The 16758-nt window shown below is 63.4% G+C and carries 11 protein-coding genes, 4 tRNA genes and 1 pseudogene; 8 read left to right on the top strand and 8 right to left on the bottom strand.

The features are described from left to right. Positions 1-54 precede the first annotated feature (54 nt). The 4 genes from ACIQUF_RS16855 to ACIQUF_RS16870 all read right to left on the bottom strand — a co-directional run bounded on the left by ACIQUF_RS16855 (position 55) and on the right by ACIQUF_RS16870 (position 556). Positions 55-131, bottom strand: a tRNA-Asp gene (locus tag ACIQUF_RS16855). 14 nt (positions 132-145) lie between these two features. Next, a tRNA-Val gene (locus ACIQUF_RS16860) sits at positions 146-221 on the bottom strand. A 169-nt stretch (positions 222-390) separates the two neighbouring features. Then, positions 391-467 (bottom strand) — tRNA-Asp (locus ACIQUF_RS16865). Positions 468-480: 13 nt separating this feature from the next. After that, a tRNA-Val gene (locus ACIQUF_RS16870) sits at positions 481-556 on the bottom strand. A 205-nt stretch (positions 557-761) separates the two neighbouring features. On the opposite strand from ACIQUF_RS16870, the gene rdgC reads away from it, so the two are divergent. From rdgC to sugE, 3 genes are all read left to right on the top strand, one after another. Continuing rightward, positions 762-1682, top strand: coding sequence for a recombination-associated protein RdgC (gene rdgC, locus ACIQUF_RS16875; RefSeq protein ID WP_008098477.1), 921 nt, complete (start codon positions 762-764; stop codon positions 1680-1682). 200 nt (positions 1683-1882) lie between these two features. After that, positions 1883-2848, top strand: coding sequence for a bile acid:sodium symporter family protein (locus ACIQUF_RS16880; protein ID WP_403133367.1), 966 nt, complete (start codon positions 1883-1885; stop codon positions 2846-2848). A 180-nt stretch (positions 2849-3028) separates the two neighbouring features. Continuing rightward, a complete protein-coding gene (gene sugE / locus ACIQUF_RS16885) occupies positions 3029-3346 on the top strand; it encodes a quaternary ammonium compound efflux SMR transporter SugE (RefSeq protein WP_010952753.1) in 318 nt (105 codons plus the stop codon). Positions 3347-3356: 10 nt separating this feature from the next. Here sugE and ACIQUF_RS16890 read toward each other — a convergent pair whose 3' ends face one another. Further along, the gene (locus ACIQUF_RS16890) at positions 3357-5234 is read right to left on the bottom strand and encodes a 1-acyl-sn-glycerol-3-phosphate acyltransferase (protein WP_403133371.1); all 1878 of its coding nucleotides are present in this window, start codon (positions 5232-5234) and stop codon (positions 3357-3359) included. Positions 5235-5428: 194 nt separating this feature from the next. Here ACIQUF_RS16890 and ACIQUF_RS16895 point away from each other — a divergent pair. Both ACIQUF_RS16895 and ACIQUF_RS16900 read left to right on the top strand, forming a co-directional pair. After that, positions 5429-6493: pseudogene (locus ACIQUF_RS16895) on the top strand (methyl-accepting chemotaxis protein); the annotation flags it as partial. Then, the gene (locus ACIQUF_RS16900) at positions 6485-7348 is read left to right on the top strand and encodes a methyl-accepting chemotaxis protein (protein ID WP_403133564.1); all 864 of its coding nucleotides are present in this window, start codon (positions 6485-6487) and stop codon (positions 7346-7348) included. The pseudogene ACIQUF_RS16895 and the gene ACIQUF_RS16900, both read left to right, overlap by 9 nt. A gap of 58 nt (positions 7349-7406) precedes the next feature. Here the strand turns inward: ACIQUF_RS16900 and ACIQUF_RS16905 are convergent, their stop codons facing one another. Together ACIQUF_RS16905 and ACIQUF_RS16910 are read right to left on the bottom strand one after the other, a co-directional pair. Continuing rightward, on the bottom strand, positions 7407-8708 hold the full coding sequence (locus tag ACIQUF_RS16905) for an SLC13 family permease (protein WP_403133374.1): 1302 nt from the start codon (positions 8706-8708) through the stop codon (positions 7407-7409). 32 nt (positions 8709-8740) lie between these two features. After that, a complete protein-coding gene (locus ACIQUF_RS16910; RefSeq protein WP_403133377.1) occupies positions 8741-9574 on the bottom strand; it encodes an amidohydrolase family protein in 834 nt (277 codons plus the stop codon). A gap of 171 nt (positions 9575-9745) precedes the next feature. Between ACIQUF_RS16910 and ACIQUF_RS16915 the strand changes: the two genes are divergently transcribed. From ACIQUF_RS16915 to ACIQUF_RS16925, 3 genes are all read left to right on the top strand, one after another. Next, positions 9746-10483, top strand: coding sequence for a GntR family transcriptional regulator (locus tag ACIQUF_RS16915; protein ID WP_403133379.1), 738 nt, complete (start codon positions 9746-9748; stop codon positions 10481-10483). A 23-nt stretch (positions 10484-10506) separates the two neighbouring features. Continuing rightward, positions 10507-11685, top strand: a complete 1179-nt coding sequence (locus ACIQUF_RS16920) for an MFS transporter (protein ID WP_403133381.1) — start codon at positions 10507-10509, stop codon at positions 11683-11685. A 127-nt stretch (positions 11686-11812) separates the two neighbouring features. Beyond that, positions 11813-15289, top strand: a complete 3477-nt coding sequence (locus ACIQUF_RS16925) for a NahK/ErcS family hybrid sensor histidine kinase/response regulator (protein ID WP_403133383.1) — start codon at positions 11813-11815, stop codon at positions 15287-15289. On the opposite strand, the gene rmuC is transcribed toward ACIQUF_RS16925, so the two are convergent. Further along, positions 15261-16634, bottom strand: a complete 1374-nt coding sequence (gene rmuC / locus ACIQUF_RS16930; RefSeq protein ID WP_403133566.1) for a DNA recombination protein RmuC — start codon at positions 16632-16634, stop codon at positions 15261-15263. The two genes, ACIQUF_RS16925 and rmuC, sit on opposite strands and share 29 nt — an antisense overlap. Between the last annotated feature and the right edge of the window lie 124 nt (positions 16635-16758).

Below are 16758 nucleotides of genomic sequence, written 5' to 3' on the forward strand. Positions count from 1 at the left end.
AAGGTCGCTTTTTTTGTAACTTCCGGGTGTTCAGTGGGCCCTGGAAGTTGAATATGGCGCAGCGGACGGGACTCGAACCCGCGACCCCCGGCGTGACAGGCCGGTATTCTAACCGACTGAACTACCGCTGCGCTATTTCATCGAGTGGTGGGTGATGACGGGATCGAACCGCCGACCCTCTGCTTGTAAGGCAGATGCTCTCCCGGCTGAGCTAATCACCCTTCGTCTCGGTGAGGCGCGCATTCTACGTAGGATGCGGCAGCATGGCAAGCCATGGATGCAACTTTTTCGCAAAATCCACTTTCAGCAAATCGCAGGCACAAAAAAAGCGACCCTTAGGTCGCTTTCTCTGTAACTTCCGGGTGTTCAGTGGGCCCTGGAAGTTGAATATGGCGCAGCGGACGGGACTCGAACCCGCGACCCCCGGCGTGACAGGCCGGTATTCTAACCGACTGAACTACCGCTGCGCTATACATCGAGTGGTGGGTGATGACGGGATCGAACCGCCGACCCTCTGCTTGTAAGGCAGATGCTCTCCCGGCTGAGCTAATCACCCTTCGTCTCGGTGTGGCGCGCATTCTACGGACGGGCCGCCACCCTGGCAAGCACAATTTTCAACTTTTCTAAAAAAAATTCTCAGCCCTTTCAACGACCTAGCGCAATCTGCCGTTATATCGCTGCTGGCCCTATGACAGGGCTGGCCTGGAACGGCTGCGCGGAGAATAATGCCTCCCTTATGCATTAAGGAGAGATTCCCCCACATGTGGTTCAAGAACCTGCTGACCTACCGCCTGACCCAGGATGTCCCATTCGAGGCTGAAGCACTGGAAGCCGCCCTGGCCAGCAAGCCGGCCCGCCCCTGCGCCAGCCAGGAGCTGACCACCTATGGTTTCGTCGCGCCGTTCGGCAAAGGCGAAGACGCTCCCCTGGTGCACGTCAGCGGCGAGTTCCTGCTGATTGCCGCGCGCAAGGAAGAACGCATTCTGCCGAGCAGCGTCGTCAACGATGCCGTCAAAGAGAAGGTCGAAGAGATCGAGACCGAGCAGATGCGCAAGGTCTATAAAAAGGAACGCGACCAGATCAAGGACGAGATCATCCAGGCCTTCCTGCCGCGCGCGTTCATCCGCCGCTCGATGATCTTCGCCGCCATCGCCCCGCGCTTAGGGATGATCCTGGTCAACTCGGCCAGCGCCAAGCGCGCCGAAGACCTGCTGTCTACCCTGCGCGAGGTGATGGGATCGCTGCCGGTGCGCCCGGCCACTGTGAAGATCGCCCCGACCGCGACCATGACCGACTGGGTCAAGTCGCAACAGGCCGCCGAAGGCTTCTATGTGCTGGACGAATGCGAACTGCGTGACACCGCCGAAGACGGCGGCATCGTGCGCTGCAAGCGCCAGGACCTGACCGGCGAAGAAATCCAGCTGCACCTGAGCACCGGCAAGGTGGTTACCCAGCTGGCCCTGGCCTGGCAGGACAAACTGTCGTTCGTGCTGGACGACAAGATGGTCATCAAGCGTCTGAAGTTCGAGGAGCTGCTGCAGGAGCAGGCCGAACAGGATGGCGGTGATGAAGCCGCGCAGCAGTTCGATGCCAGCTTCCTGCTGATGATGATGACCTTCAGTGAATTCCTGCCGGTGCTGTTCGAGGCCCTGGGTGGGGAAGAGATTCCGCAAGGGGTCTGATTTGCATGATAGGCCGGTGACAGGCTGCTAGGTATTCTTCGCCTGTCACGGCCTCTTCGCGGGCGGTCCGACGTCTCGGCGAGCCCGCTCCCACAGGTACCTCACAGATGTTGAATACTGTGGGGTACCTGTGGGAGCGGGCTCGTCCCGCGAAGAGGCCAGTGAATCCAACAAAGCTATAAGTAGAAAAGGACTTGCCCATGCGTGCCCTCGCCGCCTTCAGCCGCTTCGTCGGCAACACCTTCGCCGTCTGGGTGCTGCTGTTCGCCTGCCTGGCCTTCCTGCAACCGCAATGGTTCATCGCGCTCAAGGTCGCCATCGTGCCGCTGCTGGGGCTGGTGATGTTCGGCATGGGCCTGACCCTCAAGCTCGACGACTTCGCCGCCCTCGCCCGCCAGCCCTGGCGCGTGGCACTCGGCGTGGTCGCGCATTTCGTGATCATGCCGGGCATGGCCTGGCTGCTGTGCCAGCTGTTCCAGCTGCCGGCGGAAATCGCTGTCGGTGTGATCCTGGTCGGCTGCTGCCCGAGCGGCACGGCCTCGAACGTGATGGTCTGGCTGTCCAAGGGCGATCTGGCGCTGGCGGTGGCGATCGCCGGGGTGACCACCCTGCTGGCGCCGCTGCTGACCCCGACGCTGATCTGGTTCCTCGCCTCGGCCTGGTTGCCGGTGTCCTTCATGGACATGTTCTGGTCGATCCTGCAGTTGGTGATGCTGCCGATCGTGCTCGGCGTGTTGGCCCAACGCCTGCTCGGCGCGCGGGTGCAACTGGCGGTGCAGGTACTGCCCCTGGTATCGGTGGTGAGCATCGTCATGATCGTCTGTGCGGTAGTGGCGGCCAGCCAGGCGAAAATCGCCGAATCGGGCCTGCTGATCATGGCGGTGGTGATGCTGCACAACAGCTTCGGTTACCTGCTGGGCTACCTCACCGGCAAGTTCTGCAAGCTGCCGCTGGCCCAGCGCAAGTCGTTGGCGCTGGAGGTAGGCATGCAGAACTCGGGGCTGGGGGCGGCGTTGGCGGCCGCGCATTTCTCGCCGCTGGCGGCGGTGCCGAGCGCGCTGTTCAGCGTTTGGCACAATATTTCCGGGGCGCTGCTTTCCACCTGGTTCCGGCGGATGGAAGAACCTTCAGCTGAGGCTGAAGACGGGGAACCGGCGCGCAATTGAGGGTTGCTGTACTGGCCTCTTCGCGGCTGAAGCCGCTCCTACAGCCGCGAAGAGGCCAGTACTGACTTGCCCGAAAATCAGAAGATGTGCACCATAGCGCCCACTGTGAGGACGGCCTCACGACGCACCGCGTGACCACCCCGGGGACGGCCCCATCATTCAAACGATGGAGACACACTCATGTCCTGGATCATCCTGTTCTTCGCCGGCCTGTTCGAGGTCGGCTGGGCTGTCGGCCTCAAGTACACCGACGGCTTCACCCGCCCCCTCCCCACCGTGCTCACGGTCGGTGCCATGGTCATCAGCCTCGGCCTGCTCGGCTTGGCCATGAAAGAGCTGCCGCTGGGTACCGCCTATGCCATCTGGACCGGTGTGGGTGCAGTGGGCACGGTGATCGCCGGGATCATCCTGTTCGGCGAATCCATGGCCCTGGTGCGGCTGGTCAGTGTGGCGCTGATCGTCTGCGGCCTGGTCGGCCTGAAGGTCAGCGCCAGCTGACCCATCCCGCTTAACGCAGGTCGCCGCGCAGGCGGCTGACCTGCTCGCGCAAAAGCTCGGGCTGCGCTGCGTCCAACGGGACCGCGGCGCCGGCCACAATAGTCACCCGCGACCACAAGCGTTTGAAGAACCCCTTGCCCGGATCACGGCTGAAGAAGCTGCCCCACAGCCCCTGCAATGCCAGCGGAATCACCGGCACCGGGGTCTCTTCCAAGATGCGGCTTACACCGCCCCTGAACACATCGATCTCGCCATCACCGGTCAGCTTGCCCTCCGGGAAGATGCACACCACCTCCCCGTCCGCCAAGTACCGGGCGATGCGTTCGAAAGCACGCTCGTAGATGGCCGCGTCTTCGTTGCGCCCGGCAATCGGGATGGCGCCCGCAGTGCGAAAGACGAAATTGAGCACCGGCAGGTTGTAGATCTTGTAGTACATGACGAAACGGATCGGCCGGCGAATCGCCCCGCCGAGCAGCAACGCGTCGACGAACGACACATGGTTGCACACCAGCAGCGCCGCGCCTTCGTCCGGGATGCGTTCGAGGTCGCGATGCTCCACGCGGTACATCGAATGGCTGAGCAGCCAGATCAGGAAGCGCATGGTGAACTCGGGCACGATCCTGAAGATGTAGGCATTGACCAGCACATTGAGCAGCGACACCACCAGGAACAACTGCGGGATGCTCAGCTCGGCCACGCCCAGCAAGACGATGGTGAGGATCGCCGACACCACCATGAACAGGGCATTGAGAATGTTGTTGGCCGCGATCACCCGGGCGCGCTGGTCCTCGGCGGTGCGCGCCTGGATCAGCGCATACAGCGGCACGATGTAGAAGCCGCCGAATATGCCCAAGCCTACGATCGACAGCAATATCCACCAGGCCTGGCTCATGCCCAGCAGGGTCAGCCAATCGTGCGGCGTCGCGGCAGCCGGCACATCACCGGAATGCCACCACCAGAGCAGGCCGAACAGGGTCAGGCCGAACGAGCCGAACGGCACCAGGCCGATCTCGACCTTGCGCCCGCTGAGGCGCTCGCACAACAGCGAGCCCAGGGCGATGCCCACCGAGAACAGGGTCAGCACCAAGGTCACTACCGTGCCGTCACCGTGCAGCCAGTCCTTGGCGTAGGCCGGGATCTGCGTCAGGTAGATGGCGCCGACGAACCAGAACCACGAGTTGCCGACGATCGAGCGCGACACCGCTGGCGGCTGCCCCAGGCCCATGCGCAGGATCACCCACGACTGCTTGAAGATGTTCCAGTCCAGCTTCATCTGCGGCGAGACGGCCGCCGCGCGGGGGATCCAGCGGCTGGCCAGGTAACCCAGCACTGCGGTGCCCACCACCCCACCGGCGACCACCGTGGCGTAGCTGTCGCTGGCCATCATCACCCCGGCGCCGATGGTGCCGGCGAGGATGGCCAGGAAGGTGCCCATTTCCACCAGGCCGTTGCCGCCGACCAGCTCTTCTTCGCGCAGGGCCTGGGGCAGGATCGAGTATTTCACCGGGCCGAACAGCGCCGAATGGGTGCCCATGCCGAACAGTGCCACCAGCATCAGCGTCAGGTGATCGGTGACGAAACCGAGCCCACCGATGGCCATGATGGCGATTTCTGCCAGCTTGATCGCGCGGATCAACGCGTCCTTGGCGAACTTCTCGCCAAACTGCCCACCCAGCGCCGAAAACAGGAAAAACGGCAGGATGAACAGCAGCGCACAGAGGTTGACCCAGATCGAACGGTCGCCATCGCCAAGGCTGAGCTTGAACAGGATCGCCAGGATCAGCGACTGCTTGAACAGGTTGTCATTGAACGCACCCAGCGACTGGGTGATGAAAAACGGCAGGAACCGCCGCTTGCCGAGCAAGGTGAATTGCGAGGAATGACTCATCGTCCTTGTTCCCTTAGGGGCTTTAGTCATTGGAGGCGCACCGAGTGCGCGAAGCCACAAGTCTGCCCAATTTAACGGAAATCGTCGTTCAGATTTTGTTACAGCTGCCGACAATTCATATAGATGACTATATCTGACATAAGGAACGGACCTCCGGTCTCCTCCAACGCATAAGAAAAGGAGCGCAGCAGTTTATGTTTACCTGGTTCGGCGATCTGAAAATCGCCCACAAGCTTTTCGTCGGTTTCGGCCTGGTACTGTGCCTGACCCTGATCCAGTCGCTGATCGGCTGGGACGGCCTGGGCAGCCTGGTACGGCGCAGCGAGGTGGTCAGCGACGTCTCGCGCCTCAACGATGCCCTCGGCGATCTGCGTGAAGCGCGCCTGCGCCATGCCATGGCCAACGGCGCCGACAATGAAGGCAAGGCATTGCAGGAGGCGCTGCAGGCATTTCAGGCACCGCTGGCGAAACTGCGCGGCACTCTGGTCAAGCCACAGAGCCTGGCCTTGGTCGACAAGGCTGAGCAGACGCTGAACAGTTATGCCGCCAACCAGGCACAGAGCTTCCAGTCGTATCAGAAAATGCGCGCGGCTCAGAAGGAAATGGGCGCCCTTGCCACGAACGCATTCGCCAGCATCGAAGCGATTCGCAAGCAGGTCCGCGCCCTGCCCGACGCCGAGCAGCGCTTCGTGCGCAGCGAAGCGATCAACCAGATCCGCGAGAACCTCATCCTGCTGCGCTACCACGTGCGCGGCTACACCGGTAACACCAACGCCGATACCGAACAGCTGATGAACGCGCAGATCGCTACCACGGTTGATGACCTGCCAGGACTGGTGGCGCGCTTCAATGGCGGCTTTGCCGAGCAGTTCAGCACATTGAACCAACAGGTTCGCGCCTACGCCGAGGCGGTCGAGGCGTTTCGGGGTGAAGTCAGCAAACTGGTTCAGTATCGCAATGCCATGGCCGCCGACATCGACGCCCTCAATGGCCTGATCGGCCAATTGCTCGACGCCCAGGCTGTATCGGTGGTCAGCGACAGCCAGTTCGCCAAGAACCTGCAGGTGGTCACCACGCTGTTGGCGCTGCTGATCGGCGTCCTCGCCGCCGTGGTCATCGCCCGCCAGATCAGCGCCCCCTTGCAGCAGGCCCTGCGCGCCATGCAGCAGGTGGCCGCCGGCGACCTCAGCGAGCAACCGGCCAGCCGTCGCCGTGATGAAGTCGGCCAATTGCAGAATGCCCTGCAGGGCATGACCCGCAACCTGCGCGAATTGATCGCCCAGGTGCGCGACGGTATTTCGCAGATCGCCAGCGCCACCGAGGAGCTGTCGGCGATCACCGAGCAGACCAGCGCCGGTGCCAACAATCAGAAAGTCGAAACCGACCAGGTCGCCACCGCCATGCAGGAAATGGCCGCCACCGTGCACGAGGTGGCGCGCAATGCCGGCGAAGCTTCGCTGGCCGCCAGTGCCACCGACGAAGAAGCACGCGAAGGCGACAGCGTAGTCAACCGCGCCGTCGCGCAGATCGGCCGCCTGGCCAGCCAGGTAGACGCCACCGGCGAGGCCATGGGTGCACTGCGCAATGAGAGCCAGCGCATCGGCAAGGTCATGGACGTGATCAAGGCGGTCGCCGAGCAGACCAACCTGCTCGCGCTCAACGCCGCGATCGAGGCAGCCCGCGCAGGCGAGGCCGGGCGTGGGTTTGCCGTTGTGGCCGATGAAGTGCGCAGCCTGGCCCAGCGCACGCAGGCGTCGACCCTGGAGATCGAGTCGGCTATCGGCAGCCTGGATCAAGGCACCCGCTCGGTGAGCGAGCTGATGGAAGAAAGCCAGAGCCTGACCGAGAGCAGCGTGGCGCTGGTTCGTGAGGCGGGTGTGGCGCTGGAGGGGATTACCCAGCGGGTATCGGGTATCCAGCTGATGAACCAGCAGATCGCCGCCGCTTCCGAGCAGCAGAGCGCAGTGGCCGAAGAAATCAGCCGAAGCGTGGTAACGGTGCGGGATATTTCCGAACAGACGGCTGAGGCCAGCCAGCAGACGTCGGCTTCCAGCGTTGAGCTGGCGCGGTTGGGTGGGCAGTTGCAGCAGATGATCGGCAAGTTCCGCGTCTAGGCCCTCCCCGGCACAAAAAAACCGCAGCCAGGCTGCGGTTTTTTTATGCCATCGGCCGTCAGAGCACGAACGTCAGCACCACGTTGAATGCCAGCGCAGCCACGAAGCCGATGGGCGCCGCCTTGAACAGCAGCTGGGGGAACAGTGAGGTGCGGCTCTGTTCATTGTTGCACGACCCCAGGATCAGGCTACCGCCAGAGGAGAACGGCGAAATGGACGTAGCCTGAGCACCCGCGACGATGGCAATGAACAGAATCATCGGCTCGATGCCCATGTTGTGCGCAATCGGCAGCACCATGGGGAACAGCGCCGGTGTCACCACACCGAGGGTGCTGGAGAAAATCGACATGAAGGCCGCCACCGCTCCGAACACCACCGGGACCATGATCGGTGGAATGCTGCTGCCAATCCAGGAAGCGAGGATGTCGATGGTACCGGCCTTGATCGCCACGGAAATCAACATGCCCACGCCGCAGATCATGATCAGCGTGCCCCACGGCACGGTGGCCATGGCCTTGCGTTCGTCACCCAGTTTCAGCAGCAGGGCGATGACCGAGAAAATGCTGGCGATCAGGCCGATGTCCATCTTCGAATTGATGAAGACTGCCGTGGCATTGCCTGGCAAAAGGATGCTCGCCACGGGCGCGGCCAGCACGATCACCATCATCGCCAGGGTCAGCCACAGCGTGGTGCGCTGCTGGCTGTTCAGCGGTTGCGGCGCTTCGACCGCCACTGCCGACGCCTTCAACGCCCGACCATGGCCGGTCAAAAAGACGAATACGCCGATCACCAGCAAGGGGATCACCAGGGTGCTGACGAAAATGCCGGTGGCATTGATGAACGCCTGGTTGTCACTCACCCCGGCATTGGTCATCAAGCCCCGGAAGATGATGCCGCTCTGGCTGGACATGAAGTTGGCCCCGCTGAGCGCGCCATAGTTAACGGCCATGCCGCCGACGATCAGGCTCATGCGGGTGCGCTCGCACAACAGCAGGGTGATCGGCGCCATGAACGCCAGCACGGTGTAGTAACCGGCCCCCATTGCAGCGATCACGGTGGCGGCGAAAAACACCGCGAACGGCAGCAACTGCGGCACGGCGCGACAGCGGTAGATCAAGTGTTCAGCCAGCTTTTCCAGGGTACCGTTGACCGTTGCAAAGCTGTAGAACAGGCAGACCGAGAAGATCACGAAGAAGATCTTCAGTGGCCACATGCCGATGATCTCTGAGGGGCTCAGGCCCATGCCGAAGCAGCCGATCAGGTAGGCAAAGGCAATGGCGAACAGGCCGATATTGATCTTGGTCCTGTAGCCCAGTGCCACGGCGGCGACGATGGCCGCGACGACGAGGATGCTCATCATGTTGAAAGTGTCCTGTTGTTATTGTTGAAGTATCAGCGCGAATGGGCGAAGCCGAACAGCTTCGCCGGGTTGGCGCTCAGAATCTGGGCGCGCTCGTTGGCATCGGGGAGCAGCGCCTGGAAGAACTCGGCCTGGTCGGCATAACAGGTCTGGCTTTCGAACTGGGTATTCGGCCAATCGCTGCCCCAGAGCATGCGCTCGATACCGCCCGCCGCTTCACGCAGCTGCGCCAGCAACACTTGCGCTTTGGCCAGGTCGGTCTGGCTGCGATAGCCAGCGGATAGCTTGAGCCACAGCCTGGGTTCGCCAAGCAGGTGCAGGAAGGTGCGGTGGGTGTCCTTGCGCGGGTCGATGCCATCGGCAGGCAGGCCGAAATGGTCGACCACTACGTCTACGCCGCAGGCCAGGATTGCCGGCACGATCAGGGCCAGATCGTCGAAGCCGCGCTGTATTTCCACCTGCCAGCCGCGCACGGCCAGGCGCTTGAACAACGCTGTCCATTCTGGCCCGGCGTAGTCGGCCAGGCGCTTGCCAATCAGGTTCAGGCGGATGCCCACGACCCCTGCTTCGGCGAGCGCGTCCAGCTGCTGCTCGCTGACTGTCGCATCGACCACCGCAACAGCGCGCAAACGCTGAGGGTAACGGCGCAGTGCCTGGAGCATGTAGCTGTTGTCGGTGCCCAGGAAGCTGGGTTGGATCAGTACGCCGTGAGACAGCCCGTGATGGTCAAGATGAGCGAGGTACTGCTCGATCAGCGCATCGTAGTCCGGGCTGTAGCGACGGTTGGCAACCATCGGCAGATCCTGACGGAAGATATGGGCATGGGTATCTATGCCGGTGATGGCGGGCAGAGAGGGGTTGGTCATAACGCGATAACCCTGTTCGATTGTTATCGCCGCTGGCGGTTGCTGCGGCTTTTAGACAAACACAAATTCATATATATGACTGCATGACCATATCTTTAGTGGGCGGATTCTGTCAATCGAGTGCCAAGTGGTAGAGTGCTGCCAATTCTTCAGCCACGGACCTTTTGAACGATGAGCACCGGGATACTCGGCCACGACCCGCGCCTGCCGCTTTACCAGCAACTGCGCGAAGAGATGCTCGCCAAGATTGCTGAGGGGCATTGGCTGCCAGGCGCACCGATCCCTACCGAGACTGAGCTCACGCGTTTGTATGGCGTTGCCATTGGCACCGTGCGCAAGGCAGTCGACACATTGGTCAATGAAGGTTTGCTGCTACGCAGCCAAGGCCGCGGAACATTCGTGCGCCGCCCTAACTTCGATGCCTCGCTGTTTCGCTTTTTCCGACAGGTGGATGCCAAGGGCCAACGCCTGGTGCCGACCAGCCGCATCATTGGCAAGCAATTGCTCGCACCGAAGGCAGAGATCGCCGAGGCGCTTTCGCTCAACCGCGAAGAACAGGCAATCAGGCTCGAGCGATTGCGCCTGATCGAGGGCCGACCGCTGTTCCACGAAGAAATCTGGCTTCCGGCCTCACGTTTCATGGCCTTGCTGGATATCGACGCGGACGCGTTCGGCGACCTGCTCTACCCGTTTTATGAGTCACAGTGCGGACAGTGCGTGGCATCGGCCAGGGAAACCCTGACGGTTGGTGTGGCCGACAGCGCCTGCGCGCAACACCTGGCAATCGGGCCAGGTGCGCCGGTGGTGGTGATTCAGCGTACGGCGCAGGGTTACGACCGCAAGCCACTGGAGTACCGTGTGTCTCAGGCTGCGGCAGAAGGTTTCCGCTACCAGATCGATATTTCCTGAAGCTCGGCAACAAGGATGTGCCCATGCTCCACACACTTAAGCACTACCCCGCAGCGGTCCGCCTGCTGCTGGCCACCACCTTCACCCTGACCGTGGCCCGCGCCCTGACCCTGCCCTACCTGGTCGTTTACCTGGCCGACAACTTCCAGCTGTCGATCAGCCATATCGGCTTGCTGATAGGCGGCGCACTGATCGTCGCCTCGCTGCTGAGCCTGTACGGCGGCCACCTGGTCGATACCCTGCGCAACCACACCCTGGTCACCGCCAGCACGCTGGTCTTCGCCCTCACCTTCGTCGCCGCCATCGCCAGCCGTTCGGCACTGCTGTTCTTCCTGTGCCTGGTGCTGATCAACCTGGCCCTGGCCGTGGTCGACATCGCCGCCAAGGCCGGCTTCTGCGCGCTGCTGCCGGTGGAGCAAAGGGCTGAAGTCTTCGCCATCAAGTACACCCTGAGCAACGTGGGTTACGCCGCCGGCCCGCTGCTCGGCGTGGCCCTGCTGGAACTGAACGATCACCTGCCCTTCATCGCCTCCGCGCTGATTGGCCTGGGCATGTGCCTGGCCTACTGGCGCCTGGGCGATCGCGGGCTGCAGACCAGCGCCGAGGCACAGCCGGGAGCCGGCTTCGCCCAGGTGGCGCTGGGGTTGGCACGTGATCGCCGGCTGGTATGCTTCACCCTCGGCGGCGTACTCAGCGCGGTAGTGTTCGGCCAGTTCACCGCCTACCTGTCGCAGTACCTGGTGGTGACGACCAGCGCCAGCGAGGCCGCGCGCCTGGTGGGCTACCTGGTGACCACCAATGCCGTGACGGTGATCGCCCTGCAATACCTGATCGGCAAACGCATCAGCCGCCAGCAGTTGATGCCCTGGTTGCTGGCCGGCATGGCGCTGTTCATCGCCGGGCTATTGGGCTTCTCGGTCGCCGGGACGGTGCTGGCCTGGTGTCTGGCCATGCTGGTGTTCACCCTGGGCGAAATCATCGTGATCCCGGCCGAGTACATGTTCATCGACCTGATCGCGCCGGAGCATCTGCGGGGGGTGTATTACGGCGCGCAGAACCTGTCCAACCTCGGCGCGGCGCTGGGGCCGGTGCTGGTGGGGTTTAGTCTGGGGCATTGGTGGCCGGGGGCAATCTTCTACCTGCTGATTTTGTCGGTGATACTGGCGGGAGTGTTTTACGGGTTGGGCACTCGCCGGAATTGACGTTGGCTGTGATGGCGCCATCGCGGATGAATCCGCTCCTACAACCATCGTCGGCGCTGACGAACCGCCGGCTGCGTGCCAGACTGATTGATCGGGACCGCGTTACCTTTCTTGCTCCGGAGTATTCATGTCGTTGTCCAGCGGGCTGATCGCCGTGGTCGCCCTGGCCTACATGGCCGTCATGTTCGCCATCGCCTTCTACGGCGACCGCCGCAGCACGCCGTTGCCGCCCCGGTTGCGTGCCTGGGTGTACAGCCTGTCGCTGGCCGTGTACTGCACCAGCTGGACCTTCTTCGGCGCGGTCGGTCAGGCCGCCGAACAGCTGTGGGCCTTTTTACCGATCTACCTGGGGCCGATCCTGCTGCTGATTTTCGCACCCTGGGTGCTGCAGAAGATGGTGCTGATCAGCAAGCAGCAGAACATCACCTCGATTGCCGACTTCATCGCCGCGCGTTACGGCAAGTCGCAGACCCTGGCGGTGGTGGTGGCGCTGATCTGCCTGGTCGGCGTGCTGCCCTACATCGCCCTGCAGCTCAAAGGCATCGTGCTGGGCGTCAATCTGCTGATCGGCGCCAATGCCGATGCCACCGGCACCCGTGTGCAAGACACCGCGCTGGTGGTGTCGCTGGTGCTGGCGCTGTTCGCCATCGTCTTCGGCACACGCAGCCTGGATGTCACCGAACACCACCGTGGCATGGTCCTGGCGATTGCCTTCGAGTCGCTGATCAAGCTGCTGGCCTTTCTCGCCGTCGGCGTGTTCGTGGTGTTCAACCTGTACGACGGCTTCGACGACCTGCTGACCCAGGCTCGCCAGTCGGTGCACCTTGAAAGCTACTGGCAGGAAACCATCAACTGGCCGTCGATGGTGGTGCAGACCGCCGTGGCGATGATGGCGATCATCTGCCTGCCGCGGCAATTCCACGTCACCGTGGTGGAGAACATCGAGCCCCAGGACATGCGCCTGGCGCGCTGGGTGTTCCCGATGTACCTGGCCCTGGCCGCGTTGTTCGTGGTGCCGATTGCCCTGGCCGGGCAGATGCTGCTGCCCGGCACGGTGATCTCCGACTCGTTCGTGATCAGCCTGCCGCTGGCCGAAGCACACCCGAGCCTGGCGCTGCTGGCGTTCATCGGCGGCGCCTCGGCCGCCACCGGCATGGTCATCGTCGAGGCCGTGGCGCTGTCGACCATGGTTTCCAACGACATGCTGCTGCCGTGGCTGCTGCGCCGCAACAACGCCGAGCGGCCGTTCGAGGTGTTCCGCCACTGGATGCTGTCGGTGCGACGGGTGACCATCGTGGTCATCCTGCTGCTGGCCTATGTCAGTTACCGGCTGCTCGGCTCCACTGCAAGCCTTGCGACCATCGGCCAGATCGCCTTCGCCGCCGTGACCCAACTGACCCCGGCCATGCTCGGCGCGCTGTACTGGAAGCAGGCCAACCGCCGCGGCGTGTTCGCCGGCCTCGCCGCAGGTATCTTCCTGTGGTTCTACACCCTGGTGCTGCCGATCACCGCCCACAGCCTGGGCTGGTCACTTGAGCTGTTCCCGGGGCTGGCGTGGCTGCACGGCAACCCGCTGAACCTGCCGATCACGCCCCTCACCCAAGGCGTGGTGCTGTCGCTGGCCGGCAACTTTACCCTGTTTGCCTGGGTCTCGATGTTGTCGCGCACCCGCGTGTCGGAGCACTGGCAGGCCGGACGCTTCATCGGCCAGCAGACCAGCGCGCGGCCCAATGGCAAGCCGCTGCTGGCGGTGCAAATCGACGACCTGCTGACCCTGGCCTCGCGCTTCGTCGGCGAGGACCGCGCGCGGCAAAGCTTCATCCGCTTCGCCTACCGCCAGGGTAAAGGCTTCAACCCCAACCAGAACGCCGACGGCGACTGGATCGAACATACCGAGCGCCTGCTCGCCGGCGTGCTCGGCAGCTCCTCGACCCGCGCGGTGGTCAAGGCCGCGATCGAAGGCCGCGACATGCAGCTCGAAGACGTGGTGCGCATCGCCGACGAAGCCAGCGAGGTGCTGCAGTTCAACCGCGCGCTGCTGCAAGGCGCCATCGAGAACATCAACCAGGGCATCAGCGTGGTCGACCAGAACCTCCACCTGGTGGCCTGGAACCGCCGCTACCTGGAGCTGTTCAACTACCCCGACGGGCTGATCAGCGTTGGTCGGCCAATCGCCGACATCATCCGCTACAACGCCGAACGCGGCCTGTGCGGCCCGGGCGAGGCGCAGGTGCATGTGGCCCGGCGCCTGCACTGGATGCGCCAGGGCCGTGCGCACTCCTCCGAGCGGCTGTTCCCCAATGGCCGGGTGATCGAGCTGATCGGCAACCCGATGCCCGGTGGCGGCTTCGTCATGAGCTTCACCGACATCACCCCGTTCCGTGAAGCCGAACAAGCGTTGCGCGATGCCAACGAAGGGCTTGAGCAGCGCGTGGCAGAACGCACCCATGAGCTATCGCAACTTAACCAGGCACTGTCGGAAGCCAAGAGCCAGGCAGAAGCGGTGAGCAAGTCCAAGACCCGTTTCCTGGCAGCGGTCAGCCACGACCTGATGCAACCGCTGAATGCTGCGCGGCTATTCTCCGCCGCCCTGTCGCAGCAGGCCGAGGGCCTGAACGACGAAGCGCAACAACTGGTGCAGCACATGGACAGCTCGCTGCGCTCGGCCGAAGAGCTGATCAGCGACCTGCTGGACATCTCGCGCCTGGAAAACGGCAAGATCACCCCGGACGCCAAGCCATTCGCCCTCAGCGAGCTGTTCGACACCCTCGGCGCAGAGTTCAAGGTACTGGCTGCCGAGAAGGGCCTGGAGTTCCGCCTGCGTGGCAGCCGCCTGCGGGTCGACAGTGACATGAAATTGTTGCGGCGGGTGCTGCAGAACTTCCTCACCAATGCTTTGCGCTACGGCAAAAGCCCGATCTTGCTGGGGGTGCGCCGCCAGGGCGAGCACCTGTGGCTGGAAGTGTGGGATCGCGGCCCGGGCATCGACGACGACAAGCTGCAGGTGATCTTCCAGGAGTTCAAACGCCTGGACAGCCACCGAACCCGCGCCGAAAAAGGCCTGGGGCTGGGCCTGGCGATCGCCGATGGCCTGTGCCGGGTGCTCGGCCACACGCTGGAAGTGCGTTCATGGCCAGGCCAAGGCACCGTGTTTCGGGTGAGCGTGCCGATCGCCCGTCAGGCTGTGGCCGCGCCGAGCACGCCGGTCGAACAGGCCAGCCAGCCGCTGGCCGGGCTGCAGGTGCTGTGCATCGACAACGAAGACAGCATCCTGATCGGCATGAACAGCCTGCTCAGCCGCTGGGGCTGCAAGGTGTGGACGGCGCGCAACCGCACAGAGTGCGAAACGCTGCTGGCCCAGGGCATGCGCCCGCACCTGGCATTGGTGGACTATCACCTGGATGACGGCGACACCGGCACCGCGCTGATGGGCTGGCTACGCGCGTGTCTGGGCGAACCGGTGCCGGGTGTGGTGATCAGCGCCGACGGCAGCAAGGAAACCTTGGCCACGGTACATGCCGCAGGCCTGGATTACCTGGCCAAGCCGGTCAAGCCAGCGGCCTTGCGCGCGCTGCTCAATCGCCATCTGAGCCTGGTGCAGTAACCGCCGTATCCGCCAGCCCTTCATCCGACAGCGCCCGTTCCAGCAGGTCGGCCGGCAGGCTCTTGCTGGCACGGGCACCCAGCAGCTTGAGCTGCTCGCTGCGGCTGACCAGGTTGCCGCGCCCCTCACAGAGCTTGTTGCGCGCTGCTGCGTAGGCTTTGTCGACCTGCTGCAGGCGGTTGCCCAGTTCGTCCAGGTCCTGAATGAACAGCACGAACTTGTCATACAGCCAGCCGGCGCGCTCGGCGATCTCGCGGGCGTTCTGGCCCTGGCGCTCCTGCTTCCACAGGCTGTCGATGACCCGCAGGGTGGCCAGCAAGGTGGTTGGGCTGACAATCACGATCTGCCGATCGAACGCTTCCTGGAACAGGTTCGGCTCCGCTTGCAGGGCTGCCGAAAAGGCCGCCTCGATGGGCACGAACAGCAACACGAAATCCAGGCTGTGCAGGCCTTCGAGGCGGTTGTAGTCCTTGCTCGACAGGCCTTTGACGTGGCTGCGCAGCGACTGCACGTGCTGCTTCAGGGCATTTTCATCGTTGCCGCTGACATACTGCTGGTACGCGGTCAGGCTGACCTTGGCATCGACCACCACCTGCTTGTCGCCCGGCAGCATGATCAGCACGTCGGGCTGGAAGCGCTCGCCGTCGGCGCTCTTCAGGCTGACCTGGGTCTGGTACTCGCGGCCCTTCTCCAGGCCCGCATGCTCCAGCACCCGTTCGAGGATCAGCTCGCCCCAGTTGCCCTGGGTTTTCTGGCCCTTGAGCGCCTGGGTAAGGTTGGTGGCTTCGTCGGACAGGCGCAGGTTGAGTTGCTGCAGGCGTTCCAGCTCCTTGCCCAGCGAGAAGCGCTCGCGGGCTTCTTGCTGGTAGCTTTCCTCGACGCGCTTTTCGAAGGCCTGGATGCGCTCCTTGAGCGGGTCGAGCAACTGGCCCAGGTGCTGCTGGCTGGTCTGGGCAAAGCGCTGTTCGCGTTCGTCGAAGATTTTCGTGGCCAGGTCGGCAAACTGGGCACGCAGGGTATCGCGGGCTTCCTGCAGGTCTTCCAGACGCTGTTGGTGGCTGTCCTGCTGCTCGCGCAATTCGGCCTCCAGGCGTGCGCCCTGGGCTTCCAGGCGTCGCAGTTCGGCTTCCCGGTTGGCCCGTTCGAGATGCCAGGCGTGGGCGGCGTCGCGGGCATTGTCGCGGTCGATTTGTAGCAGTTCGAGTTCACGGCCCTGGGCGGCCAGTTGCGCCTGTTTGAGGGTGTTGGCTTCGCTGAGGTCGCTGACCTCGTCGCGGCTGGCATCCAACTGTGCCTGCAGGCCGGCTTGGGCCAACTGGGCGCCATTGAGGCGTTCTTCGAGCAAGGCGTGCTCGGCCTGCCGCGCACCGTGCCGGCGCTGCACCTGCATGAGCCAAACCAGGCAAGGTACAGCACCTGCCACCAAGCCCAGCAGAATGCTGGTCAGATCCACTGCCATGCTTACCCCG

The sequence above is a fragment of the Pseudomonas sp. NPDC090233 genome (assembly GCF_044772285.1).
Lineage (GTDB): Bacteria > Pseudomonadota > Gammaproteobacteria > Pseudomonadales > Pseudomonadaceae > Aquipseudomonas.